Raw genomic sequence first — 25,194 nt, forward strand, 5'->3', positions numbered from 1 at the left:
CGACGCACTCACCACCCCCGCCCAGGAAGGGCCTCGTCAATGAAGAAGGTCATGGCTCTCGGGCTGATCGCCGCCATCGCGGTCGCCCTCACCGGATGTACCGACTCCGACGCGTCCAACCCGTCCGAACAGACCTCGGGTGACCTGCGCAAGGTCCGGGTCGCGGCGCTGCCCATCACCGAGACCGCCGCGCTGTGGGGCGGCGTCAAGGCGGGCCTCTTCGCCGAACGGGGGCTCCAGGTCGAGGTGCTGCCGGCCCAGGGCGGCGCGCAGGCCATTCCCGCGCTCCTCAACGGCGACATCGACTTCGCCATCGGCCAGCCCTTCGGCCCGTTCCGGGCCGACCTGCGAGATCTCGGTGTCGTCATCATCGGCAACTACGCCTCCTCGTACGCCGACGGCGACGACATCAACGCCGTGGTGGCCTCGGCGAAGTCCGGCATCAGACGGCCGGCCGACCTCGCGGGCAAGCGGGTCTCGGTCAACAGCCTGGGCGCCGCCGGCGACGTGACGATCATGGCGGCGGTCGAGAAGGACGGCGGTGACCCGTCGACGATCAAGTTCGTCGAGGTCGCCTTCCCGGACGCCCCGGCCCAACTCGAATCCGGCAACATCGACGCCGCCTGGGTGCCCGAGCCCTTCGTCACCCAACTGAAGACCCGCGGCGACACCTTCATCGTCGCGCCCTACCAGGCGGTGGTGCCCGGCCTGACCACGCTCACCACCATCACCACGAAGGAACGCACGGAGAAGGACGCGAAGCTGGTCGAGGACTTCACGGCGGCGATGAAGAAGACGTTGGAGTGGGCCACGGACCCCGCCAACGAGGCGGCGCTCCGGCAGGCCATCAAGGACAACCTGGAGCTGCCCCCGCCGGTGGCCGAGTCGGTGCGGCTGCCGGCCTTCGGTTGGGAGGTCGACCGGTCGAGCCTGCAGACACTCGCCGAGCTCGCGCAGAGGTACAAGGTTCTCGACAAGCAACCCAACTTCGACCGCCTCATCCAGCAGCAGTAGCCGTGCGATCCCGCCCTCCGTGGCCCCCGGACCGGGGAGGTCTCGCCGCCCGCCTGACGACGGGAGTGACATGCGCGTGTTTCCCACCCGACGCCTGCGTGCCTTACGCAAAGCGATGCTGGGCGTCGTCGGCCTGACCGGCTTCCTCGTCGTCTGGCAGCTGATCCCGACGCTGGGCCTGATCAACCCGCTGTATCTGCCGTACGTGACGGACGTGCTGGGGCGGCTGTTCGAGCAACTCGTCGACCTCGCGTTCTGGCGGCGGCTGGGCAGCACCATGACGTCCTGGGCGATCGGCCTGACGGTGGCGACGGTCGCCGCCGTCGTCCTCGGCACGGTCGTCGGGTTGGTGCCCTTCCTGCGGCGCGCGACCCACACGATGGTCGAGTTCCTACGGCCGATCCCGTCGGTCGCCCTCATCCCGCTCGCCGTGCTGATGTTCGGCATCCAGCGGCAGGCCGCCCTCGTCATCATCATCTACGCGTCGTTCTGGCAGGTGTTCGTGCAGGTGATCTACGGCGTCGCCGACGTCGACGCGGTGGCCCGCGACACCGCCCGCAGTTTCGGTCTGACCCGGCGGGAGCAGCTGTCGCACCTCGTCCTGCCGACCACCCTGCCGTACCTCATGACGGGCCTGCGGCTCGCTGCGGCGGTCGCTCTCATCCTCGCCATCACCGCGGAGATGGTGATCGGCAACCCCGGCCTCGGGCGCATGATCGAGCTGTCCCGGTCCGCCGGAGACGCCGCCGGCCTGTACGCCCTGGTCGTGGTCACCGGCCTGCTCGGGCTCACGGTGAACATCGTCTTCCGATTCATCGAGCGTCGGGTGCTGTCCTGGCACCAGTCCGTACGAGGAGAGGAGCCGCTGTGACCGCGTACACCGGACGGATCGCCACCACAGCACGCAGCCGGACGGTCGGATCCCGGATCGCGGCGAGCCTCCTCTACCCGCTGGCGCTGCCGACGCTGCTGCTGGTGGTCTGGGGGCTGGTGGCGACGAGGGCGACGAGCCGGTTCTTTCCCGACCCGTTGACGATCGCCGAGGCCTTCCGGGAGACCTGGGTCGGTCCGGCGTTCGTCGAGGACGTGCTGCCGAGCCTCGCCCGCCTGGGCCTCGGTGTCGCCACGTCGATAGTGCTCGGCATCGCCGCCGGCACCGTCATCGGCCTGACTCACTGGTTGCGGGAACTCCTCGAACCACTGCTGGAGTTCCTCCGGGCCATCCCGCCACCGGTGCTGATTCCGGTGGTGATGCTCCTGCTCGGAATCACGGACACCACGAAGGTGGTCGTGATCATCTCCGGCGCGGTCTGGCCGATCCTGTTGAACACGATCGAGGGTGTCCGGGGGACGGACAGCATCATGAAGGAGACCGCGGAGTCGTTCCAGGTCTCCTGGTGGCAGCGGCTCTGGTTCCTCGTACTCCCGGCCGCCAGCCCACGGATCATGGCCGGCGTTCGGCAGGCCCTCTCGGTCGCGCTGATCCTGATGGTCATCTCCGAGATGTTCGCCTCCTCCTCCGGCCTCGGCTACCGGATCGCCTACTTCCAGCGCAACTACCTGATCGCCGAGATGTGGAGCGGCATCCTCCTTCTCGGTCTCGTCGGCGTCTTCCTCGCCGTAGTTTTCGGTCTCGTCGAACGGCGCGTCCTGCGCTGGTACCACGGAATCAGGGAGGTCCACCGTGCCTGATCGACGCACCCTGCTGCGGGTGGAGCACCTGCGCAAGGTCTACGAGACCACGACAGGCAGTGTCGAAGCGATCGGGGACATCAGCTTCACGATGGACGCCGGTGAGCTCGTCTGCATCGTCGGGCCGTCCGGTTGCGGCAAGACCACCCTGCTGAAGTGCCTAGCCGGCCTGCTGCGGCCCACCAGCGGCGTGGTCGAGATGGACGGTTCGCCGGTGACCGGGCCCAGCCCGGCCATGGCCGTCGTGTTCCAGGAGTACGGTCGCAGCCTCTACCCCTGGCTGACGGTGCGCGGAAACGTCGAGCTTCCACTGCGGCACAAGAAGCTCACCCGCGCCGCCCGGAACAGGCTGGTCGTCGACGCTCTTGGGGCGGTGGGCCTCGCGCACGCCGAGCGAAGCCACCCGTGGCAGCTCTCCGGGGGGATGCAACAGCGCGTGGCGATCGCGCGGGCGATCGCCTACCAGCCCGACGTCCTGATCATGGACGAACCGTTCGCGGCCGTGGACGCGCAGACCCGGGCCGACCTGGAGGACCTGGTCCGCGAGCTGCATGCCAGCCGCACCATCTCGGTTGTCTTCGTCACCCACGACATCGACGAGTCGGTGTATCTCGGTCAGCGGGTTCTAGTATTGTCCACGTCGCCGACCTGGGTCCAGGAGGACCTCGCGATCGACCTGCCGCCGGAGCGCGATCAGATCACGACCCGCGCTCTGCCCCGTTTCACGGTATTGCGGACGCACGTCTACGACCAGATCCAGCGGGCCAAGCGCGGGCAGGCTGTGGCCCCGCGATCCGCGCGGTGATCGGCGGCCAGGCCAACGAGTGCGCCGAAGGGAAGGGCTGTGGGTAGTCGTCAGCCGAAGCAGTTGTTGCTCGCCTTCTTCGGCGAGCACGTCGTCGACGGCGCCACGGGTCCCATCCGGGCGAGCGTCCTGATCAACGTCCTGGAGGGTGCCGACGTCGCCGCGCCGGCCACCCGCGCGACCCTCGACCGTCTCGTGCACAGCGGCATCCTCGCCCGCAGCAGGAGCGGCCGGGAGACGCTGTTCTCGCTGACCGAGCACGGCGTCGCGGTGTTGCGCGAGGCGACGTACCGCGTTCGCGGACCACGGCCGTTCGACCCACAGGGCAACGGGTGGACCCTGGTCACCTTCTCGATCCCGGAGGGCCAGCGGATGCTGCGGCACCGGCTGCGCTCAACCCTCACCTGGGAGGGCTTCGCGCCGATCCGGGACGGGCTCTGGCTCGCGCCCGGCGAGGTCGACCTCGCCGGGTCGTTGGAGCCGCTGCGGCAGGACCTCGCGCCCAACACGGTGGTCGCCTTCCACGCCCGCGAGCTCGCCGGGTTCCCGATCGGCGAGAGCGTACGCGCGGCGTGGGACGTCGAGGCGATCCGGCGCGCGCACCTGGCCTTCATCGACGTGTGGGACGACCCTTCCGCGACGACGATGGCACCGAGCGCCCTCACCGTACGGACGATGCTCGTGGCGGACTGGCTCGCGCTGCTGCGGGCCGACCCGAGGCTGCCGGCCGAGTTCATGGACGCCGAGTGGCCCGCCGCGAGATCGGTGGAGACCTACCGTCGGACGCACGAGAAGCTGGCCGAGGCGTCCGCCACGGAGTTCGCCGAACTCATCGCGGCCCGGCCCGCGGCTAGGCGCCGAATCGGCTCCTCAGATCGGCCTTCCGCACCTTCCCCGACGCCGTCCGTGGCAGCTCATCCACGATGACCACGTTCTTCGGGAGCTTGTAGCGCGCGATCCTGCCGTCCAGGCACGCGCGGACGGTGGCGGTGTCCACGGACGCCCCCTCCCGTACGGTCACGATCGCCCACGGCACCTCCCCCCAACGCTCGTCCGGTACGCCGATGACCGCCGCCGAGGTCACCCCGTCGACCTCGGTGAGCAGCTGCTCGAGTTCGAGCGGGTAGATGTTCTCGCCCCCCGATATGATCATGTCCTTGAGTCGGCCGGAGATGTAGAGGTAGCCGTCGGCGTCCAGGTGGCCGAGGTCGCCGGAGCGGAACCACCCGTCGGCCGTGAACGCCTCGGCGGTCGCCTCCGGGAGGCCGTGGTAGCCGGGGAAGACGTTGGGCCCGGCCACCTCGATCTCACCGACGGTACCGATGGGCACCACGGCACCGGCCGCATCGGTGATCCGCACATCGGTGAAGAAGTGCGAAACACCGACACTGCCCTGCTTGACGCGGGTCATCGTCGGCGGCAACGCGGTGACGCCGGGCGCGGCCTCGGTCATGCCGTAACCCTGCGAGAACGACAGGCCCCGGGCCTCGTACGCGTTGAGGATGCGGGCCGGCACCGCCGAACCTCCGCAGGTGAGCTTCGTCAGCGTGGACAGGTCGGTCGACGCCCAGGCGGGATGGTCGGCCATCAGCTGGTAGGTGGTCGGCACGCCGCTGAGCATGGTGACCCCGTGCCGCTCGATCTGCGCGAGCGCGCGACCCGGCTCGAAGCCCTGCTCGATGACCATCGTGGCGCCCTTGAGGATGACGGGCAGGGCGCCCATCCCCAGCGAGGCGACGTGGAACAGCGGCGAGATCATGAGCGCGACGTCGGTGGAGACGACGTCGTAGTCGACCACACAGTTGAGCGCCACCCAGGTGAGGTTGCCGTGGGTCAGCACGGCGCCCTTGGCCCGGCCGGTCGTGCCCGAGGTGTAGACGATCGCCGCCGGGTCCTCGTGGGCGGTGTCGGCATGGTCGGTGAACGGGGTGACGGCGGTCCGTGCCAGCTGGGCCAGCCCGGGCCGGTGCGCGGTGCCCGCACCGTTGACGATGACGTGCGGGGTCCGGGCGGTCGACGCGGCGGAGGCCACCAGCACCGCGAAGTCCGGGTCGTGGAACAGCACCCGCGCACCACAGTCGGCGAGGACGTACGCGATCTCGGGTGCGGCGAGCCGGGTGTTGACCGGCACGAAGACGGCCCCGACCTGCGCCGCCCCGAACATCACCTGGAGGAGTTCGGGGCTGTTCTCGCCCAGGTAGGCGACGCAGTCACCCTTGCCGACGCCCCGCTCCCGCAGCACCGCCGAGATCCGGTCCGCGGCGTCGGCGAACTGCCGGTACGTCATGGGCGGCCGGTCGCCGTGGATGATCGCGACCTGGTCCGGGGACTTGAGCCGGCGCTTGGCCACCCAGGCGCCGATTCCGTGCTGCTGCATCATCATTCTCCCGGGGGTGGAGGTGGTGTGCTCGCCCGGCTCGACGGATGCCCCCGGGCTCAGGCGTAGAAGCGGTACAGCCCTCGCGCGACGACCGCCGGCTTGGTCCCGCCCTCGATCTCGATCGTCTGGTCGACAGCGATCTGGTAGCCGCCGTGCACCTCGACGACCTCGACGACGGTGGCCCGCATGCGCACCCGCGCCCCGACCACGACCGGCGCGGGGAAGCGCACCTTGTCGAGGCCGTAGTTCACCTTCGTGGTCACGCCCTTGACTTCGAGCAGTTCGGTCCAGAACGGAACCGCCAGGGAGAGGGTGAGGAAGCCGTGCGCGATCGGCGCGCCGAACGGGCCGGTCTTCGCCCGTTCCGGGTCGACGTGGATCCACTGGTGGTCGTCCGTGGCGTCCGCGAACAGGTCCACCTGGTCCTGGGTGACAGTTCGGTACCCGGTGTGGCCGAGATCGGTGCCGGCGAGGTCGCCGAGCCGGTCGTAGGTGATGGTCGTCGTCATGCGATTCCTCTCGTCGTCACCGGGCGAGGCCCAGCAGTCGGGCCGCGTTGTCCTTCAGGATGCCCGGGAGCACGTCCGGCTTGAGGTCGGTCGCCTGCACGTCGCGAAGCCACCGGTCCGGGGTGAGCATCGGGTAGTCGGTGCCGAAGAGCACCCGTCGCTTCAGCAGCGAGTTCGCGTAGCGCACCAGCTCGGCCGGGAAGTACTTCGGGCTCCAGCCCGACAGGTCGATCCAGGTGTTGTGCTTGTGCGTGGCCACCGACAACGCCTCGTCCTGCCAGGGCACCGACGGGTGGGCCATGATGATCTGGAGGTCGGGGAAGTCGGCCGCGATCGGGTCGAGCAGGATCGGGTTGGACCGGCCGAGGCGAAGGCCGTAGCCGCCCGGCGTACCCGCACCGATGCCGGTCTGCCCGGTGTGGAAGAGCGCCGGGACGCCGGCCCGCTCCAGCAGGCCCCACAGCGGCGCGTACTCGTCGTGGCTGGGGTCGAAGCCCTGCACCGTGGGGTGGAACTTGAAGCCGCGAACGCCCTCCTCCCGGATCAACTGGTCGGCGAGTTCGAGGGCCGCTCCCCCGGTGCGCGGATCGACCGACCCGAACGGAATGAGCACGTCGGCGTGCTCGGCCGCCGCGCGGGCGATCTCGACGCTCGACAGTGGCTGGTGCCTCAGTTGAGTACGCGCGTCCACTGTGAAGACGACCGCCGCCATGTGCCGCTCGCGGTAGTACCGCGCCACCGCCTCGACCGCGGGTCGGGGGCCGTCCGTCTTGAAGTACGCCGACGCCGCTGCCACGAGCGGTTCGGGCAGTGAGGTGTGACCGTGGTCGTCGACCTCGATGTGCACGTGCACGTCGATCGCCGTGACGTCGTCGAGGTCGATCGCGGGCTGGTACATGGGGCCAACCTTCGTCCGGCGGGGTCGGTGCGGGCAGGTCTGCTCGGGCCGGTCAGGACGGAGCGGGCTCGAACTCCTCGGGGAGTTTCGGGAACCGTTCGCCGACACTCTGCGCGGCACCGGCGAACGTCGTCGGCCAGGCCTCCACCAGCGCGTCGTACGTCCAGCCGCCCTCGCGGTGCGCGGTCAACGCCGCCTCTGGGTGGGTCCAGATCTGCAGGCGGTCCCCGCCGACACCGATCACCTGCCCGGTCACCGAGGCCGCCGCGTCGGAGCCGAGGAACGCGACCAGCCCGGCCACGTCGTCCGCCGTGCCGAATCCCAGCTCGTGTCGGAAGAACGCGGGTATCGGCTCGCCGTTCACCTCGGCCCGCACCGCCGCCGCGAAGTAGGGAACGGTGGCGGTCATCGCGGTCGCGGCGACCGGCACGACGGTGTTGGCGGTGATGCCGGCCCGCTTCAGCTCCAACGCCCAGGTCCGGACCATGCCGACAATGCCCGCCTTGGCCGCCGCGTAGTTGGTCTGGCCGAAGTTGCCCCGCTGCCCGGTGGGTGACCCGACGCAGATGATCCGCCCGCCCTCGCCGGCCTGCCGCATCTGCTGCACCGCCTCGCGCACTGTGGTGAACGTGCCACGCAGGTGCACGTTGATGACGGTGTCGAAGTCGTCGTCGCTCATCTTCCACAGCACCGTGTCGCGCAGCACGCCGGCGTTGGTGACGAGGATGTCCAGCCGTCGGAAGTGCTCGACCGCCGCGCTGACGAGCTCCTTCGCGGTCTCGGTCGGGCCGACCGGTGCGACCACCGCGACGGCCCGACCGCCGGACGTCTCGATCGTCGCCACGGCGTCGGCGGTGGCCTCGGCGTCAACGTCGTTGACCACGACCGAGGCGCCCCGCCGCGCCAACTCCTGCGCGTAGGCGAGGCCGAGACCCCGCCCGGCGCCGGTGACGATGGCGACTTTGCCGTCCAGTGACATGAGTGCTCCCTGTCGTCGATGGCGATCTGCGCACGAAGGTGGGGAGTAACACGCGCACCGGCAACGTAATGCAGAATTTGACCGGGCGTCAACGATTTGCAATCTGTCTACATCAGACCGCAGGGCGGGTGGAGTTGTTCAGCGCCCGGGAGACCACCCGACCGGCGGCCTGGACCAGCGGCGCCAACGCCACCGGGTCCGCCCGGTCGTGGGCGACCACCAGCGAGATCGCCGCCACCACACCCTCCGGTACGCGGATCGGCGCGGCCACCGAGAGGGCGTCCATCGTGACCTGGCGGTCGCTGACCGCGTACCCGGCCCGGCGTACCTCGGCGAGGCAGCGACGCAGCCGCTTCGGGTCGGTGATGGTCAGTTCGGTGTACCGCTCCAGCGGCGCGGCCAGCACCTGCTCCTGAACCTCGGCGGGCGCGTGCGCGAGCAGGACCAGCCCGACGCCGGTTGCGTGCAGCGCAAAGCGACCCCCCACCCGGGTGAGCACGGGCACCGCGTGTCGCCCGGCGATCCGTTCGATGAAGACGAGTTCGAGATCCTGCCGGACGGCGAGCTGGACGTTCTCGTGGGTCACCTCGTACAGGTCCTCCATCACCGGCAGGGCCAGCTCCCGCAGCCCCAGGCCCCTGGGGGCGAGCGAGCCCACCTCCCACAGCCGCAGACCGATCCGGTACCGCCCGTCGTCGCCGCGCTCCAGCGCCCCCCACGCGACCAGCTCCGCGGCCCGCCGGTACACGGTGGGCAACGGCATCCCGGTGCGACGCGCCAACTCGCTCAGGGTCAACGCCGGGGTGGCCGGGCTGAACGCGTCGAGCAACGCCAGCACCTTGCTCGTCACCGACCGTCCCGGTTCTGCGCGCACCCCGTCATCATCCCCGCCCACTCCGGGAGCTCACAGCTCCAGCACGAGTCGGGGCGTACGGGCCCGGGAGACACAGATCATCATGGTGTCCCCGGCGGCCCGCTCCTCGGCGGTGAGCAGGCTGTCGCGATGCTCCGGCAGACCGGCGAGCACCGGCGTCTCGCAGGTGCCGCAGGTGCCCTCCCGGCAGGACGAGAGGACCTGGACCCCGGCCTCCTCCACCGCTCGCAGGATCGGCGTGCCCGGCGGCACTGTCACCGTCCGCCGGGAGAGCGCGAGTTCGACCTCGATCGTCGTCTCCGGCGCGCCGCTGTCGCCCCGGGCGGTGAAACGCTCGACGTGCAGGCAGCCGGGTGGCCAGCCGCGGCAGTGCTTCTCGACCGCGGTGATCAGTGGTTCCGGGCCGCAGCAGTAGACGAGCCCGGTGCCGGGCCGGCCCAGCAACCCGACCAGGTCGAGCAACCCGGTCTCGTCCTGCGGGTGCAGGCTCACCCGGTCGCCGTACTTCGCCCGCAGGGTGGTGGCGAAGGCCATGGTGGCGCGGCTGCGTCCGCCGTACACCAGCCGCCAGTCGGCGCCCGCGGCGTCGACCGCGGCGACCATCGGTGCGATGGGGGTGATACCGATGCCGCCGGCAATGAAGAGGTAGCGGCGTGCCGCGACCAGCGGGAAGGTGTTGCGCGGTCCGCTCACCCGGACGGTCGCGCCGACGGTGAGCCGCTCGTGCGCCAGCCGGGAGCCTCCGCGCCCGTCTGGTTCGCGCTGCACCGCGATCCGCAGAACGGACCGCTCCGCCGGGTCACCGCAGAGGGAGTACTGACGGGCCAGCCCGGCGCCCAACTCCAGGTCGATGTGCGCGCCCGGCGTCCACTCGGGCAGGTCACCGCCGTCCGCGCGACAGAGGCTTATCGCCATCACCTCGGCCGCCACCTGATCGCGTCCGGCGACCATCAGCTCGACACTGGTCAGCACGTCCACCGTCACTCGCGCATCGCCAGCCGCCTCGCCGGTCCGGGCAGCTGCGCGGCCGCACCCTGATGGCCGTGCGGGTGGTCGAGCAGCCACTCCCACAACTCGTCCGGCTCCTCGGTGCGGCGCTCGGCCCCGCAGTGGCAGATTCCGCGCAGGGTGTCGGTGCCCGGCACCCAGTGGATCCGGTAGACCCGGTCCCCGGTGAGGGAGCCTGCCCGGGACCTCATCGCGCCGCTCCCACCGTCCCCGACCCGACCATCCGGGCCAGCAGCCGCCGGGCGGCCAGGCCACCGGTGTCGATGTTGATGCTCAGCTCCTGATACCTGTCCGGCTCGGTCGCGATCACCTGCTCCAGGATGTTGAGCGCGGTCACGTCCTGCATGACGACCGTGTGGTTGCTGCGGTGCAGGTACTCGCTGACCGACTCGTCGTCGATCGCGAAGTCGCGCGCCACCGCCCAGAAGTCGTAGGTGGTGTGCTCCGTCGACGGGGTGATGGCGTACACGATCTCGGCGTGGAACGCTTCGCGGTCCTCGCCCTCCGCGGGCGGGTAGACACCCTGCGGCGCGATCCGGCTGTGCAGCAGGTAGAGGCAGGGCGGGTGGTACTCGATGTCCTGCCACCGGGTGATCCGCCCCTGGATGCCGGTGGAGCGCGCGTAGAACGGGGGGCACTCGGCGTCGTCCATGTGCCGACTGACGTGGACGATCCCTCGGTCCTCGTCCACTTCGGTGGTGATCGGGGTGTTCGCCACCTCCGGCGTGCCGATGTAACCGCCGTGCAGATAGGTCTCGTGGGACAGGTCCAGGAGGTTGTCGACCAGCAGGCCGTACCGTGCGTTCAGTGGCGCCATGCCCCGCACCACCGCGTAGCGCGGGTCGGCCAGCCACGGTGCGCGGGGAATCGCAGCCGGGTCGGCCCGGTCCAGGTCGCCGATCCAGACCCAGACGAAGGAGTCCTGTTCGACCACCGGGAACGAGAGCACCCTCGCGGTGCGCGGGATGCGCTGTTGACCGGGTACGAAGACGCAGGCGCCGGTCGGATCGTAGGTGAAGCCGTGGTAGCCGCAGACGATCGTGTCGCCGTCGAGCCGGCTCTCCGACAGCGGAAAGCGCCGGTGTACGCACCGATCGGCGAGCGCCACCGCCTGCCCGGCACCGGTGCGGTACAGCACCAGCGGCTCACCGAGCACCGTCCGGGCGAGCAGATTTCGCCCCACCTCACTGACGTAGGCGGCCACATACCACTGGTTACGCGCGAATGCCATGCGACCGGACCTCCATGCCGACGGACGTCGATGGAGCCGGATCGTCCCGCGCGGTGTCCCCGCTGGGGAACCGGAGCTTTCACTGAATGAAAGGCCGGGCTCTCGCACGTGTGTGGCTGCCGTACCGGCGGCACGGCAGCCACACCCGGGCGTCACCTGTTCTGCTTCTCCTGGCACGGCACGCAGAAGCGGGCGTGCGGGAGAATTTCGAGCCGCTCGGCCGGGATGCTCCGGCCGCACCTCTGGCAGGCACCGTAGGTGCCGTCGCTGATCCGGTTCAGCGCACCGGTGATCTGCTCGATGTTCTGGCGGGTGGCCAGCAGCAGCGCGGCCTGGTTGTGGGCCTCGCCGGGGTCGCCGGTGTCCGCGTTGAGCTCGGTCAGTTCCCGCAGCCGAGCCGTCTGGGTGGCGAAGTCGTCCGCCAGGGACGCTCGTAGGTCAGCCAGCCAACTCTGGTCGAGAGTAGGACGATGATCGACGCTCATGATCTGCCTTTCAAGGGGAACGGTTGGGAAAAACAAAAAGGGCCGAAGCTGGATAGCTTCGCCCTGGCGGTCGTTCTGGGTATGCAACGACTCCGCAGGTGGGCCTCGGCCGGTTCGCATCGGGCTCGACATTGTGCGCGTCGGCGCGGTGCGCGGCGCGCGGACAACCGGCACCCGCATGTCGGCCTTGGGGCGGGTCGCCGTCGGCACGCGCACAGCACCGCCCACCGCCACGTCGGTGGCGGCGGGCGAGCGGAAGGTCACCGGCGGCATGCCCCCACCATAGAGTGGCGTTGCCCTAATGCCAACGTTCGCGGTGGGACCTCGTTCCGGCCACGAACTGCCACTTTTCCCCGCACTAGGGCCGTTGCCCGAATCGGTCGGCGCCGTCCGGTTCTGCGTCGGCACGGTGTCGCCGGTTGGTCAGCCCGGGGTGAGGAGGCAGAACTCGTTGCCCTCCGGGTCGGCGAGCACCCGCCACGGGACGTCCTGCCCCAGGTCGACAGAGGTCGCGCCGAGACTGCGCAGCCGGGCCGCCTCGGCCTCCGGGTCGTCACCGGGGTACGGGCGGACGTCGAGGTGGACGCGGTTCCACCCGCTCTTCACGTCAGGGGTACGGACGAACTCCAGATAGGGGCCGACACCCTTGGCGGAGCGCAGTCTCGCACCCTGGTCGGTCACCTCGTGCAGGGTCCAGTCCGTGGCCTCGCTCCAGAACCGGGCCATGGCGCGCGGATCCGCGCAGTCGACCACCACGGCGGCTATCGGCCCGGTGTCCTGGTAGAGCGGTCGCGGATCCAGCACGCAGAACTCGTTGCCCTCCGGGTCGGCCATGACCGCCCATGGCACGTCAGCCTGGCCCACGTCGGCGGCCGTTGCGCCGAGATCCTTCAGGCGGGCGACCACCTGCGCCTGGTGGGCCGCCGAGGTGGTGGCGAGGTCCACGTGCACCCGGTTCTTCGCCGTCTTGGGCTCCGAGGAGACGATGAGGTCGATGCAGACAGCGACGGGGTCGGGGTAGACGAAGCCCTCGGGTTCGAGGTTGGTCACGCCGGGTCCCTCGCTGGAGATCTCCCAACCGAGCGCCTGCGCCCAGAAACCGCCCAGCGCGGAGTCGTCCCGAGCCTTCATGTTGATCTGAACAAGCCGTGTCGCCATGCCGGCGATGCTAGGGCCTGCGTCGACGTCTCGCTGACCGTCATCGCCGCCTACCGCACTACCGTCCGCGCTCGTCCGGGGGCTGCTCCTTCGTCAGGTGCAGCAGCCATCCATCGCCGGTGCGGATGAGCGCGTATCGCCGGCGACCGGTGCGACCATGCAACGTGAACAGTATCCGGCGGTCGGTGCGATCATGCTCCTCCCAGGTACCGATGTCGGCGATCGACTTGTCGACGTCCTCGTAGGTGAGGTGAGCGAGGTCGTGGTCGGGCACGGCGATCGCGAGCCGGTTGTCGCTGGGGCTGTCCGGCAGACCGCGAGGCACCGCCCACGAGCGCAGCACACCGTCTTCTTCCAGCCGCAGGTCGAAGTGCGGTCGTGGTTTGCGGTGGTGGTGCAGGACGAAGGCGGGTGCCACTCCACCATTGTCGGCGCAGGCCGGCCCTCCCGCCTGTCGACGCGATCACCTCACGCGGCCGCCGACCTTCTTGCGTGACACGCATATTTGCGCGTCACGCAATTAATGCTAGCGTGGTGGGCATGACGGGACTGCGGGAGCGCAAGAAGGCCGAGACGCGGGCGGCGCTCGGTTGGGCAGCGATCCACCTCACCGCGGAGCGTGGCTACGACAACGTCCGCGTCGAGGACATCGCCGAGGCTGCCGGCGTCTCCCCGCGTACGTTCAACAACTACTTCTCCAGCAAGGCCGAGGCGATCGCCTCCCGCCACCTCGACCGCAGCCTGCGCACCGCTGCCGCGCTGCGCGAACGTCCCGCCGACGAGCCGCTCTGGGTGGCGCTCGCCCAGGCCGCGCTGGATCAGTTCACGCGCGGCCCCGAGGTCGAGGCGATGCCCTCCCCCGACCACGCCCGGTGGGTCGCCGGCGTGCGCACCATGCTCGCCGAGCCCGCGCTACAGGGCGAGCGGCTGCGCGCCACCGCCCTCGCCGAGGCCGAGCTTGCCGCCGCGGTCGCCGAACGCACCGGCACCGACCTCGCCACCGACATGTATCCGAGGCTCGTCGCTGCCGCCGCCAGCGCCGCCGTCGTCGTCGCCATGCAGCACTATCTCGACAGCGCCGACCCGCCCGCCCCGATCGAACGCCTCATCACCGACGCCTTCACCCAGGTCGCCGCCGGCCTCCCGGCCCCACCCCGCTGAAGCTCCACCCTCACGCCGGGCACCACCTCACCCACGTCTCGAGCCGCATCACACTCCCGCGGCGGGCCGGCCACGTGCCGCGCCTGCCGTGGCGATGACGCGCACCCCGAAGGGATCACGATCATGATCGAAGTTGTCATCGTCGGAGCCGGCCCCAACGGCCTCATGCTCGCCTGCGAACTGGCCCTCGCCGGCGTGCACCCGGTCGTCCTCGAACGCCACGCCGCGCCCACCGGCGAGCCTCGCGCCAACGGCCTCGTAGGACAGGTCGTCCGCCTGCTCGACCGACGCGGCCTCTACGCGCGGCTCAGCGGTGAGAGCACCCCGCCGACCCCTCAACCGGCCTTCACCTTCGGCGCGTTCCCGCTGGATCTCACGATGCTCGCGGAGAACCCGCACTACATCCTCGGAGTGCCGCAAGCCCAGCTCGAGGCCGGTCTCGCCGTCCGAGCCGCCGAGCTCGGAGTCGACCTGCGCCGCGGCCACGAGGTCGTCGACCTCCGCCAACGCCCCGACGCGGTCGAGGTCCACCTCGCCGACGGTACGCAGCTCACCAGTCGTTTCGTCGTTGGTGCCGACGGCGGCCGCAGCGCGGTGCGCCGCCTCGCCGGTATCAACTTCCCCGGTGTCACCAACGACCGGTCGATCTCCCGCACCGCCACGGTGACCGTGCCCGCGTCGTCCCTCGACCCTGAGACGGGCGGCCTGCGCGTCCCCGGCTACGGTGTCGTCCCGCCGTTCCAGCACACCCGCACAGCGCGTGGCCTGATCGCCTGGGCCCCGTTCCCCGGCCGCCCGGCGATCCTGAGCACGACGGAGTGGCCCGACCCGCCAACGAACGACGAGACCCCGATGAGCCTGGCGGAACTCCGCGCCAGTGTCGCCCGGGTGCTCGGTGCCGACATCCCCCTCGGCGCACCTGACGGCCCCGGCCTGCTGCGGCGGTTGACCGGCCGCAACACCCGCATCGCGGCCCGCTACCGCGCCGACCGGGTGCTGCTGGTTGGCGACGCCGCGCACGTGCACCCCGCGATGGGCGGCCCCGGCCTCAACCTGGGCCTCCAGGACGCGGTCAACCTGGGTTGGAAGCTCGCCGCCACAGTGCGCGGCTGGGCACCGAAGGGCCTGCTCGACACCTACGAAAGTGAGCGTCGCCCCGTCGCCGAACGGGTCGTCATGTCCACCCAGGCGCAGTCGGCGCTCATCGGCCCCGGCGACGAGATCAGTGGCTTGCGGGAACTCTTCGCCGAACTGCTCCGCAAGCCGGAGGTGACCGGGCACATCGCGGCGCTGATGTCCGGTGCGGACATCCGCTACCCCGCCGATCCCGCCGACCCTCTGGCCGGCCGCTGCGCGCCCGACGTGGTCGTGCACACCGACCACGGCGCGACACGCCTCGCCGAGCTGACCCGCACCGCCCGGCCGCTACTGCTGGACTCCACCGGTGCCTACGCCGGGATCGCCACGGAATGGCGAGACCGGGTCGACGTGGTCACCGGCTCACTGGAGGGCACGACAGCGACCGCGTTGCTCGTACGCCCCGACTGCTTCATCGCCTGGTCCGCCGGGGACGCCGCCACGCTGCGCGCCTCGCTCGCCCACCACTTCGGCCCTCCACGATGACCGCGAGCCCAATCCGGGCTGCCGTCTTCAGCGCGTCTCTGCGTCGTACGCCTTCCACACCTCGATCGGGGTGAGCGGAACCGGTGCGGGTCGTTGTGCCGTCGTCGTCAGCTCGATCCGCTGGCCTGCCGCCGCGGACCGGAGCAGGCTGGTCATCGTTTCGAGTACGTGCAGTGCGACGTCACCGTCGGCGCGCGGGAGACGCTGATCGTCGGCCCCGACAAGGTCGATCAGACCGATGCCCCGGGAAGCCTTGGCGTAACCAGCCTGCGGTTCGAGAGCGCGCCATTCGGTGCCGCCGAGCGCGAAGAGGCGGACCTCACCGTCGAAGTAGTTCGGGTCGGGTACGGCGAGCGTGCCGGTCTCCCCGTGCACCTCGATCGGCGCGGCCGTCGTCCTGACGCCGTCGAAGCTGGTCGTGATGGTGGAGAGCGCACCGTTGGCGTGCTCGAGTACGCCGGTGAGGTGGGTGTCCACACCCACCGGGATCCGCTGGCCGGTACGGGGGCCCGAGCCGATGACGCGCTCGGCACGTAGGCGGCTGGCGGCTCCGGTCACCGCGCGGACCGGCCCGAGCAGGTGGATGAGCGCCGAAATGTAGTACGGCCCCATGTCCAGCATCGGGCCGCCGCCCGGGGCGTAGTAGAAGTCGGGGTTGGGATGCCAACGTTCGTGCCCGGGAGTGACCATGACGGCCGACGCGGACAGCGGGCGGCCGATGAGCCCGCCGTCGATCGCCGCCCGCGCCGTCTGCGTACCCGTACCCAGGACGGTGTCCGGCGCGCACCCGACGCGGACACCGGCCGACGCGGCCCGATCGATGATCGAGCGGCCGTCCGAAAACGTCACGGCGAGCGGCTTCTCCACATACACGTTCTTGCCGGCGTCGATCGTGGCCAGCGAGATGTCGGCGTGCGCCGCGGGGATGGTGAGGTTGAGCACCGTCTGCACGTCCGGGCGGGCGAGCAGGCGCTCCACGCTCATCGCCTCGGCTCCGGGAATCGTGGCCGCGACCTCGGCCGACCGGGAGGCGTCGAGGTCGGCCACCGCGACGATGTCGACCTCAGGGTGGTCCGCGAGTGTGTCCAGGTAAGCCCCGGAGATGACCCCGAGACCTACGACGCCGACGCGGTGCGGGTCGCCCACACCATCCCCCTCTCGATCACGGTACGGACATCCGGGTGCTCCAGCACGTCGAGGCTGTGCCCCGGGGTCGTCACGACGATGCGCCCGGCACCCCACTGCCGGGTCCAGATCGCCGGTGAGGTGACGGGTCGATGCCACGGATGCCACGCCTGTGTCGGGTGGGTGGTCACGGCCAGCACGTCGATCAGGTCATCGTGCAGCACCCAGTACTGTTCGGTGACCAGGTCGAAGTCCTCGATGCCCGCAGTGATCGGGTGCTCCCGCCCAAGGTCGGTGACGCGCACCGTGTGTGGCAGGAAGTTGTCCTCCGGGCCGCCGTGACGTTCACACGGCTCCAAGCCCGGATGGGTCGCGAACTGGCCGCCCACCAGATGCAGGTATTCCGATGACGCGCGGAACGAGTCCACGATGCCGCCGTGCCAGCCGGTGAAGCCCGTCCCGGCGATGACCGCCGCGCTGAGGCCCGCCACCTGGTCCGCGGTGATCTGCGACATCGTCATGCACTGCACGACGAGGTCGGTCTCGGCCATCTCGGCAGCGTCGGCGTAGATCTCCGTCGACTCCTCGACCCGTACGGCATAGCCGCTACGTTCGAGGAAGGGGAGGAACAACTCCGTCGCCTTGACCGGCTGGTGTCCCTCCCAACCGCCCCGAACCACCAATGCTCTCCGCTGCGCCACCGTCGCTCCCTCCCACGGTCCGTCGCCACCGGGCTGGCCGCTCCCGCCCCGACGACGTGCCGCCGATGTCCGTACCTGTCGAGCACCGAAACCGTACCCGTGGTCGCCGACAAAGCCGACGTACGCCGGCCTCTGGATTCCACTGTGCCCGGTCGGCATTCGCCGCACGACCAACTTGAGCTGACGACCCTGTTGATCAGGGGGTTGCGCTGACAAGCGCCCATCGCGGATCAGCCGCTACGGCGGTTACCCCACTGGCGAGGGCTCTGGACCGAGCCCCGGCCGCCGAGGTGCTGACCCTTTCCGTGTGGCTGGGGCGAGGCCACCTTGCCCTTCGCGCGTCGGGCAGCCCGATTCGCCGGAACGGCAGGCGGCTCGATCTCGGTCTCGGCAGTTGGTGAGGTCTCGGCAGCCACTGCGGGGTCGTCCTGGGCGGGCTCAGGCTCCGGCATCGGGTTCTCCTTGGATTTGGTGGGGTCCTACGGGCCGTCGACGGCCGCCGGGACGCGACTGATCGACGCCGGGGGTACGCGCTTGACGGTAGCGCAACGCCAGGCCCAGGCGAGTGTTCCCCCGCTCCGATGGGACAGTCGTTACCCGGTGCCTGCCGGCGCGGACCGAACCCCAGGCCGCGACCGCATCGCCGCAACCGGATACGTCGTGGAGACCTTCAGGGGTCAGGTACGAGCTCAGTCGAGTACCGACTCACCGCCCGGGTAGGCGAACGACGCGCGTGGTGAGTAGAAGCCCCAGACAATCTCCAGCGGATCGGCCGGACGCAGCGCGTACACCGGATGATCGGGCTCGAGGAACTCCAGCGACTCGACAGCGAACGGGTCGACCGGCTCCGCCACGAACGGGTAGTTGCCGCTGAGCAGCCGGTCGTCGAGCCGGGTGAGGTAGCGCAGTTGGCCCCGGTTGACGGCGTCGCCGGTGCGCCCGACGCGGGCCGTCGTCCTGATCACGGGCACGCCGTCCGCCTCGGTGGTCGCGATCAGCCGATGCCCGCGTACCTCGATGGTGGTCCTTCCCGGGGTCGCCGGCACGCCCCGGGCGGTGGCGTATGCCCGGACGACCGGGCTGGAGTTGACGTAGTGCGTCCACCAGCGGCCGGGCGTGACACCGTCGGGGGCGTCGACCCCGGAGAGGTCCGGACCGATGTACGTCAGGGAATAGGCGCCGAAGCCAGAGGTCTGCCCGTCGTCGTCGACGACGTACTGGTTCATGAAGACCTGGTGGTTCGGTGCCGGCCGGAGCCCGTCGGGCACCAGGGCGGCCACTGCGTCGGGATCGGCCGGCAGCCACCCGAAGTAGATCATTCTGCTGTTCACGACGAGCTGCGGAGCGACGATTTCGGTCACGACGGGTCCTTCCGCTGGGCATCGGTCCGTAGTCGCGACGCTACGGAGCCGCCCGCCGCCCGAACAACGACGGATTGCCGACATGCCACCCGTCGTTGTCCGGCTCGGGAAGGCCACCGTGAATCGGGTCGTCAGGTCGGAGCGACAGTCAGACGGCAGTGCGCGACCACTGCTGGTTGGTGCCGGAGTTGCACGAATACTGCTTGAGGACCACTCCGTCCGCGGTCGCCGCGGCCGGCACGTCCACGCACTTGTTGCTGTGTCGTGCCCGGAGCTGGAAGTAGCCGCCGTTGGCGACCATCTGGAACTGCTGGTTGGTGCCGGTGCCGCAGGTGTACTGGACGAGCTCGGCGCCGTCGGCGGTCGATGCGCTCACCACGTCGAGGCACTTTCCGCTGTGCCGGCTGACGATGCGCCAGTAGCCGCTGCCGGCGTCCTGGAACTGCCACTGCTGCCACGCACCACCGCCGTACGTGTACTGGCCGACGCGCGCCCCGTTGTTGGTGTTCGGCTGCTGGACGTCCATGGCCTTGCCGCTGTGCCGCACGTCGATCCGGTAGAACGTCCCCGTCGACGGCGGGGGCGTCGTCGGGTCGCCGCCGACGGTGTCACCCCACGCGTACCGGATCCGGTCCGCGCCGGAGGTGTTGCGGACGGTCAGGTTGAGGTCGGTGCCGCTGCCGCTGAGGGCGAACATCGAGTACCAGTCGTAGCCGATGGTGCCCGTCTTGCCGCCGAGGGCGGGCCAGTAGGTGCCGCCCATCTGGTTGTCCCGCACGACCTGGGCCATGGCGCGGATGTAGCGCACGAAGTTGTCGGTGCTGCCCGCGTCGGCGTAGTTGCGGCCGTCGTTCATCGGCGCGCCGAACTCGGTCGCGACCGCGCGGGAGGCGCAGTTGCCGAGGCGGGCCTGGATGTGGCTGCGGAAGGCGTCGTAGGTCATCGCGCCGTAGAAGAAGGCGTAGTAGTGGAAAGACAGCAGCGTCGAGTTGAAGCGGCTGTCGTTGCAGATGTCGCGCAGGTCCTGGCTGAAGCCGGTGCCGCCGATCAGCACCCGGGCGGGCACCGCCGAGTAGTGGTAGCTGAGCCAGTTCGCCGCGACGTTGCGCCACTCCGCCGAGCTGTAGCCGTGCGGCTCGTTCATCGGCTCGAAGTAGACGTTGGTGTTCGTGCCGTACGTGTTGGTCACGGTGGACCACATCGCGTTCCACGCGGCGAGGTTCGTGATCCTGCCGCCGGACGCGGCGCCGTCCTCCCAGTAGGCGAGGATGACCTTGAAGCCGCGGGCGGTGGCCGCGTCGATGGCGCCTCGGTACGCCTCCCACCAGGCCGTCCCCACCGTGTGGGTGTTGATGGGCAGTCGGACGGTGTTGACCCCCAGGGTGGAGGCCATGTCGTCGTAGAGGGCATTGGCCTTGGCCCGCACGGTTGCGTTGCTGTCGGACATGCTCAGGCCCTGCACGACGAGCGGGCTGGTCTTGAAGTTGTCACCCAACATGGCCCAGTTCATGCCGCGGAACTGGTTGGTGGCGGCGGTGGCCGGCGACGACCCGACGGCGACGACGCCAACCATCGCCGTCAACGCGGCCACCAGGGCGCAGAGCACCCGTCGATGTAGTGCCACAGTCGGAACTCCTTGAAGAGGGACCAGGTTCAGCTGGTCACGCGGAAGGTGGCGTCGGCACGGCTCTGCGCGTCGGACACCGGGTCGAGCCGGAGCAGGTAGCTGTAGTGCCGGAGGTAGCGGTCCGGGTGGCTGTAGGACTGGAACGACGTCCACGAGGAATTGGCGAGGCCGGCAACCTGCCGGAAGGTGGCGTCGGCGGCGAAGGTGGCGGTGCCGTCGTTGGCCTCCAGCCGGAAGTCGTATCCGTAGTGGCGCAGGTAGTGGCCCGGGTAGTTGACCGACTGGATGGAGACGGTGCCGGACCCGGCCAGGCCGGGCACCAGCCGCCACTGGCCGTCCTGGGCAGGGCTGACGTTCGGGTCGATGCGGACGTCGTAGTCGTAGTGCCGCACGTACCGGTCCTGGAAGTTGTACGACTGGATCCGGTTGACCGCGGTGACGGGCCAGCGGGCGAGCACCCGGTTCTGTTCGGCGGCGGTCAGGTTGAGGATCGTTCCATGCCGCTTCTTGGTGCCACCCATGGCGTACGAGCCGGACGCCGGCAGCCGGTAACTGCTCGCGCTGGACGGGTTCGTGGTCAGCACCGGCAGGTAGCCGCGCCCGCTGGCGTACTGGTCGAGGTAGAGCACCCACTCGTTACGGTTGTTGTACTTCATCCACATCGGGCCCTCGACCTGGGCACCGGTCAGCCCGATGCCGGAGAGATTCCCGAGGCTGGTCCAGGTGCCGAGGATGGAGTTGCTGCCCTCGATGGCGATCTGGCCGTCCCGGGAGGCCCGCACGTACCGGTAGGCGCCGACGCCGGCCGGCACCTCGACGATCTGGGTGTCGATGATCTCCTGGTTACCGGGTCGGTTGATGTAGACCTGCGGTGTGGTGATGCTGCGGAAGTTCGCCGTCCGTGCGGAGTAGATGCGGTGCTTGGTCGCGCCGTTGAGCGGGACGTTCGTCGCCCAGTAGAGGACGTAGTCGCCGGTGTCCGGGTTCCAGATCGCCTCCGGCGCCCAGGCGTTACGTCCGTCCGGGATCGCGCCGGCGACGTTCAGCAGCCATGGCGCTGACCAGTTCACCAGGTCGGTGGACTCCCACACGACGAGGTTGCGGCTGCCGTTGTTGATCGCGGCCGACCAGTCCTGACCGCAGCCGATGCACAGGTCGGTGGCGATGATCCAGTACCGGTCGCCGGCCGGCGAGCGCACCAGGGCAGGGTCGCGGACGCCGCGGGTGCCGACGGTGGACCGCAGTACGAGCCCACCGTTGTTGAGGTCGGTCCAGCGTAGTCCGTCGGTGCTGTGGGCGAGGTAGATCTGCTGGTCGGTCGACGACTCGCCGGTGAAGTGCGCCATCAGGTAGCCGACGGTCGGGTCGAGCGCGGCCGCCTCCTTCGGTGTCGCCGCCGACCAGGTGGTGAACAGCAGGCTCGCGGCCACCGCAACCGCGCAGAGCCGGGCGAGGACTCTCGACATGTGTCTCTCCTTCGCGCAGGGGCTTACCAGTCAGCTACAGCGTCGGTACGACGGGCCGGATGGTGCCGTCGGTGTTGAACTCCATCCGGTCGATGGCGGTCTCGCGGTTGGTGCCGTTGCCGGTCGGCACGGCGAAGCGGTGGTAGGCGACGTACCAGGTGTCGCTGCCGGGTGCCCGGACCACGGAGTGGTGACCGGTGCCCTTGATGCCGACGTCGAGGCGCTTCTGCAGCACCACGCCGCGCCTTGTCCACGGCCCGAGGGGTGAGGGGCCGGTGGCGTAGGCGACCCGGTAGTCCTCGCTGCGCGTGTCGTTCTCCGACCACATGAAGTAGTACAGACCGTTGCGCTTGAACACGAACGGCGCCTCGTTGTAGCCCGACGGGGTGATGACCCGCGCCTGTGCCGCGTCGAAGGAGACCATGTCGGCGTTCAGCCGCACCGCCCGTGCGACGCCTTGGCCCCAGTACAGGTAGGACTGCCCGTCGTCGTCGGTGAACACCATGGGGTCGATCGTCTGCCCGCCGGAGAACTGGTCGCTGCGGATCAGCGGCCGGCCCAGCGCGTCACGGAACGGTCCGGTGGGGCTGTCGGCCACCGCCACGCCCAGCTGTTTGGCGGTTTTGCCGCTGGCCGCGCCGCCGCTGAAGTACAGGTAGTAGCGACCGTTGGCGCTGGCCACCGCCGGCGCCCAGGCCGAGTTGTCCGCCCAGGAGACGTCCGGACCGTGGTCGAGGATCACGCCGTGGTCGGTCCAGTTGACCAGGTCGGTCGAGGAGAACGCCTTGTAGTAGGTGCCGGCCCAGCTCGCGTAGCCGTCGGTGGTCGGGTACAGGTAGTAGCGGCCGTTGAACACGGCGAGGTGCGGATCGGCGAAGAGACCCGGGATCACCGGCCCCTTGGTGGTCTTGGGGGCCCAGGGCGCGACGAGGCGGAAGGCGCTGTCCGCCCGGAACGCGGCCGTGTCCTGGTAGGCGTCGAGCCAGAGCGCGAAGTCGCGGTGCCGGATGCGCCGGTTCGGATAGTTGTACGAGACGAGCGCCACCGATCCGCTGACCGAGCCGTCCACGGCACAGAAGGTGGCGTCGGCCCGGAACGCCGCGTCACCGGTGTTCGGGTCGACCCGGAGCCGGTAGTCGCGGTGCCGCAGGAACATGCCGGTCCTGGTCTGGAACGAGTAGCAGGTCGGTGACGCCAGACCGTTGACCACGGTGAATGTGGCATCGAGCTTCGTCTGGTTGCCGCTACTGGAGGTCACCGGGTCGAGTTGACCGAGATGGTCGATGTGCCGCACGTACCGTCCGGTCTGGTTGACCGCCTCCAGGGAGACCGCGCCGGTCGGCAGCGTGGCGGCATGCGCCGGCCCGTCGGCCACCACCACGACAGCCGCAGCGGCCACCGCGGAGAGCACGAGGAGAGCACGTGAGCGCCTGGTCGATGCTCCCGACAGCATCACCGTCCCGACCCCTCTCCGATGATCATCTATGTTAGCGTTAACAAGAGCAGGCAGTATCCGGGCTCAGGCTGGGCGGCCCTGGCGACGGGGTGGAGTGTTCGCATGCGGTGCCTTTGGCGCGTCACACGACCAAGGACACAATGTGTTCGGTTCGTTAAGTTCGCGCTGCGAACAAGTGTTAGCGATCGCATCTACGAGTGTCAAGGGATCGACTGCCGCCGCTCCCCCGCGACCCCGATCGCGCCACCCGTCATCCACGAGTCCCGGTCAGACCGTGCCGTCACCCTCCCGAAGCCATCGATGGACGGACGGCGAAGTCCGCCTCGGCGAAGCCGGGAGTCACCCCGGAACTGTCCCCTGCCGACCTTGATCCTCGAGCACCTGGCGCACCTGCATGAGCGCGAAGCCCAGCAGGTTGAGCCCTCGCCAACAGCCGGGCTCGCCAGCAGCCGGATCGTCGCGGTTCAGGCCGATGCCCCAGATCCGGTCGACCGGGCTGGCCTCCACCAGCACTCGCTGCCCGGTGGCCAGCAGAAATGCGCGGAGCGCGGGATGCTGATCGAATTTGGCAAGGTTGCCGGCCACCACGATCGCGAAGCGGTGTTCACTCCAGGTCTGCTGATCGAAACCCGCGACTCGTCCCCCCAGCACCTTCGCGGCGTGGGGATGCGGCGCGGCGAGGATCTGTTCCGCCATCGCGCGGTCGCCGAACAGGGTGGCCTTGCGCCACATCATGTAATGCTCCGCAGTGGCGAACCGCATGTCGTCGGCGGTGAACGGCGCCGGCCACCACTGACTCAGGCAGCCAGCGCCGACACCCCCGTCACGTTCGGGCTGGTGCCCCCAGAAGAACAGGAATTTGACCTGATGACCCTGCGCCTGCGCAGCGGCCAGATCCGCGACGCTACGAACCGATGCCAGCATGATGGCGAGTGTGCGGCACCGGCGCTCCGCGTACCCCGCATTTTCGACCGCGACGTGCTCGCGGCCGCCGCGACGCCAGGCATGCCCACAGCGCTGTGACGTATTGCCCACGTCTGGCGGCCACCGAACCTGACGGCCGATACCTACAGTCGGACCATGACCATCGACGACGGCGTGCGGGTCTGGCTCCGCCGGCAGGGAGCTGAGCAGATCGCCCATCCCGGAGGCAACCTGTACGTCCACCTCTGTCGAGTCAGCGAACGACTCGCCGTGCTCGGCTGCGCCCGTGACGTGCAAGCAGCGGGCCTCACCCACGCCGCCTACGGGACCGACGGGTTCGACGTCACCCTGGTTGATCGGGCCGATCGTGCGGTGCTACAGGATCTCGTTGGCGCCGACGCCGAGGAGCTCGTCTATCTGTACGGAGCCTGCGACCGTGACCGCAGCTGGCGGGACCTGGCGAGGACCGGCGAGGTGTTCGACCGCTTCGCACTTCAGGTGCGGACGCCCGGTGAGACTCAACTTCGGTCGCTCGTGGACCTGAGCATCGTCAACGAGCTGGACGTCATCGAGCACGATCCTGCGGTGGCGGATCGGCACGGGGCCTACTTCCGGGAGCTGTTCGCGTCGTGGGCCCCGATCGCCTCGGAGCAGGTCATCAGCGATGCGCAGCGGGTCCTGCGGCAGTGACATCCGAATCGTCGCGTCCGACAGCAC

26 protein-coding genes are annotated in these 25,194 nt (G+C 69.8%); 8 read left to right on the forward strand and 18 right to left on the reverse strand.

The genetic code is table 11. The features are described from left to right. Positions 1-39: 39 nt before the first annotated feature. The 5 genes from ABTW72_RS01680 (at position 40) to ABTW72_RS01700 (ending at position 4,438) form a co-directional block, all read left to right on the forward strand. On the forward strand, positions 40-1,014 hold the full coding sequence (locus ABTW72_RS01680; RefSeq protein WP_350852861.1) for an ABC transporter substrate-binding protein: 975 nt from the start codon (positions 40-42) through the stop codon (positions 1,012-1,014). A 70-nt stretch (positions 1,015-1,084) separates the two neighbouring features. Continuing rightward, the gene (locus tag ABTW72_RS01685; protein WP_350852864.1) at positions 1,085-1,885 is read left to right on the forward strand and encodes an ABC transporter permease; all 801 of its coding nucleotides are present in this window, start codon (positions 1,085-1,087) and stop codon (positions 1,883-1,885) included. After that, positions 1,882-2,706 carry an ABC transporter permease gene (locus ABTW72_RS01690; protein WP_350852867.1) on the forward strand — a complete coding sequence of 275 codons (825 nt, stop codon included), beginning with the start codon at positions 1,882-1,884 and terminating at the stop codon, positions 2,704-2,706. The genes ABTW72_RS01685 and ABTW72_RS01690 overlap by 4 nt, the downstream gene beginning before the upstream one ends. Next, the gene (locus tag ABTW72_RS01695; protein WP_350852870.1) at positions 2,699-3,511 is read left to right on the forward strand and encodes an ABC transporter ATP-binding protein; all 813 of its coding nucleotides are present in this window, start codon (positions 2,699-2,701) and stop codon (positions 3,509-3,511) included. The genes ABTW72_RS01690 and ABTW72_RS01695 overlap by 8 nt, the downstream gene beginning before the upstream one ends. A 39-nt stretch (positions 3,512-3,550) precedes the next feature. After that, positions 3,551-4,438 (forward strand): PaaX family transcriptional regulator, encoded by an 888-nt coding sequence (locus ABTW72_RS01700; RefSeq protein WP_350852873.1) that lies wholly within the window; start codon positions 3,551-3,553, stop codon positions 4,436-4,438. On the opposite strand, the gene ABTW72_RS01705 is transcribed toward ABTW72_RS01700, so the two are convergent. The 11 genes from ABTW72_RS01705 to ABTW72_RS01755 form a co-directional block, all read right to left on the reverse strand. Continuing rightward, positions 4,362-5,888: an acyl-CoA synthetase gene (locus ABTW72_RS01705; protein WP_350852876.1), complete on the reverse strand. Its 1,527-nt coding sequence runs from the start codon at positions 5,886-5,888 to the stop codon at positions 4,362-4,364. The two genes, ABTW72_RS01700 and ABTW72_RS01705, sit on opposite strands and share 77 nt — an antisense overlap. A gap of 59 nt (positions 5,889-5,947) precedes the next feature. Next, positions 5,948-6,400, reverse strand: a complete 453-nt coding sequence (locus tag ABTW72_RS01710; RefSeq protein ID WP_350852879.1) for a MaoC family dehydratase — start codon at positions 6,398-6,400, stop codon at positions 5,948-5,950. Between the two features lie 16 nt (positions 6,401-6,416). Next, positions 6,417-7,298, reverse strand: a complete 882-nt coding sequence (locus tag ABTW72_RS01715) for an amidohydrolase family protein (protein WP_350852881.1) — start codon at positions 7,296-7,298, stop codon at positions 6,417-6,419. Positions 7,299-7,350: 52 nt separating this feature from the next. After that, the gene (locus ABTW72_RS01720; RefSeq protein WP_350852884.1) at positions 7,351-8,277 is read right to left on the reverse strand and encodes an SDR family oxidoreductase; all 927 of its coding nucleotides are present in this window, start codon (positions 8,275-8,277) and stop codon (positions 7,351-7,353) included. Positions 8,278-8,389: 112 nt separating this feature from the next. Continuing rightward, positions 8,390-9,151, reverse strand: coding sequence for an IclR family transcriptional regulator (locus ABTW72_RS01725; RefSeq protein WP_124860947.1), 762 nt, complete (start codon positions 9,149-9,151; stop codon positions 8,390-8,392). A 30-nt stretch (positions 9,152-9,181) separates the two neighbouring features. Beyond that, entirely contained in the window at positions 9,182-10,135 is a 954-nt protein-coding gene (locus ABTW72_RS01730) for a PDR/VanB family oxidoreductase (protein ID WP_350852887.1), read from the reverse strand. Further along, positions 10,132-10,350 carry a hypothetical protein gene (locus ABTW72_RS01735; protein ID WP_350852890.1) on the reverse strand — a complete coding sequence of 73 codons (219 nt, stop codon included), beginning with the start codon at positions 10,348-10,350 and terminating at the stop codon, positions 10,132-10,134. The genes ABTW72_RS01730 and ABTW72_RS01735 overlap by 4 nt, the downstream gene beginning before the upstream one ends. Beyond that, a complete protein-coding gene (locus ABTW72_RS01740) occupies positions 10,347-11,390 on the reverse strand; it encodes an aromatic ring-hydroxylating dioxygenase subunit alpha (protein ID WP_350852893.1) in 1,044 nt (347 codons plus the stop codon). Before ABTW72_RS01740 ends, ABTW72_RS01735 begins: the two co-directional genes overlap by 4 nt. Before the next feature lie 152 nt (positions 11,391-11,542). Continuing rightward, entirely contained in the window at positions 11,543-12,148 is a 606-nt protein-coding gene (locus ABTW72_RS32690) for a TraR/DksA family transcriptional regulator (protein ID WP_502892135.1), read from the reverse strand. A 150-nt stretch (positions 12,149-12,298) separates the two neighbouring features. Further along, positions 12,299-13,033, reverse strand: a complete 735-nt coding sequence (locus ABTW72_RS01750; RefSeq protein ID WP_350852895.1) for a VOC family protein — start codon at positions 13,031-13,033, stop codon at positions 12,299-12,301. Between the two features lie 58 nt (positions 13,034-13,091). Beyond that, a complete protein-coding gene (locus ABTW72_RS01755; RefSeq protein WP_350852898.1) occupies positions 13,092-13,451 on the reverse strand; it encodes a DNA polymerase ligase N-terminal domain-containing protein in 360 nt (119 codons plus the stop codon). Between the two features lie 122 nt (positions 13,452-13,573). On the opposite strand from ABTW72_RS01755, the gene ABTW72_RS01760 reads away from it, so the two are divergent. Together ABTW72_RS01760 and ABTW72_RS01765 are read left to right on the forward strand one after the other, a co-directional pair. Next, positions 13,574-14,194, forward strand: coding sequence for a TetR/AcrR family transcriptional regulator (locus ABTW72_RS01760; protein WP_350852900.1), 621 nt, complete (start codon positions 13,574-13,576; stop codon positions 14,192-14,194). Positions 14,195-14,317: 123 nt separating this feature from the next. After that, positions 14,318-15,817 carry an FAD-dependent monooxygenase gene (locus ABTW72_RS01765; RefSeq protein ID WP_350852903.1) on the forward strand — a complete coding sequence of 500 codons (1,500 nt, stop codon included), beginning with the start codon at positions 14,318-14,320 and terminating at the stop codon, positions 15,815-15,817. 27 nt (positions 15,818-15,844) lie between these two features. On the opposite strand, the gene ABTW72_RS01770 is transcribed toward ABTW72_RS01765, so the two are convergent. From ABTW72_RS01770 to ybiA, 7 genes are all read right to left on the reverse strand, one after another. Continuing rightward, the gene (locus ABTW72_RS01770; protein ID WP_350852906.1) at positions 15,845-16,963 is read right to left on the reverse strand and encodes a Gfo/Idh/MocA family protein; all 1,119 of its coding nucleotides are present in this window, start codon (positions 16,961-16,963) and stop codon (positions 15,845-15,847) included. Beyond that, positions 16,933-17,643: a ThuA domain-containing protein gene (locus ABTW72_RS01775; RefSeq protein ID WP_350852909.1), complete on the reverse strand. Its 711-nt coding sequence runs from the start codon at positions 17,641-17,643 to the stop codon at positions 16,933-16,935. The genes ABTW72_RS01770 and ABTW72_RS01775 overlap by 31 nt, the downstream gene beginning before the upstream one ends. 689 nt (positions 17,644-18,332) lie before the next feature. Further along, entirely contained in the window at positions 18,333-19,004 is a 672-nt protein-coding gene (locus ABTW72_RS01780) for a hypothetical protein (RefSeq protein ID WP_350852912.1), read from the reverse strand. A gap of 148 nt (positions 19,005-19,152) precedes the next feature. After that, on the reverse strand, positions 19,153-20,628 hold the full coding sequence (locus tag ABTW72_RS01785; RefSeq protein WP_350852915.1) for an RICIN domain-containing protein: 1,476 nt from the start codon (positions 20,626-20,628) through the stop codon (positions 19,153-19,155). Between the two features lie 29 nt (positions 20,629-20,657). After that, complete coding sequence (locus tag ABTW72_RS01790) at positions 20,658-22,097, reverse strand: glycoside hydrolase family 43 protein (RefSeq protein WP_350852918.1); 1,440 nt, start codon at positions 22,095-22,097, stop codon at positions 20,658-20,660. A 34-nt stretch (positions 22,098-22,131) separates the two neighbouring features. Continuing rightward, complete coding sequence (locus ABTW72_RS01795) at positions 22,132-23,508, reverse strand: family 43 glycosylhydrolase (protein WP_350852921.1); 1,377 nt, start codon at positions 23,506-23,508, stop codon at positions 22,132-22,134. A gap of 384 nt (positions 23,509-23,892) precedes the next feature. Next, positions 23,893-24,477, reverse strand: a complete 585-nt coding sequence (gene ybiA, locus ABTW72_RS01800; protein ID WP_350852923.1) for a riboflavin biosynthesis intermediates N-glycosidase — start codon at positions 24,475-24,477, stop codon at positions 23,893-23,895. Between the two features lie 156 nt (positions 24,478-24,633). On the opposite strand from ybiA, the gene ABTW72_RS01805 reads away from it, so the two are divergent. Then, the gene (locus ABTW72_RS01805; protein WP_350852926.1) at positions 24,634-25,167 is read left to right on the forward strand and encodes a DUF6817 domain-containing protein; all 534 of its coding nucleotides are present in this window, start codon (positions 24,634-24,636) and stop codon (positions 25,165-25,167) included. The last annotated feature ends 27 nt before the right edge of the window (positions 25,168-25,194 follow it).

Source organism: Micromonospora sp. NPDC127501, from assembly GCF_040302185.1.
Classification (GTDB): Bacteria; Actinomycetota; Actinomycetes; order Mycobacteriales; family Micromonosporaceae; genus Micromonospora.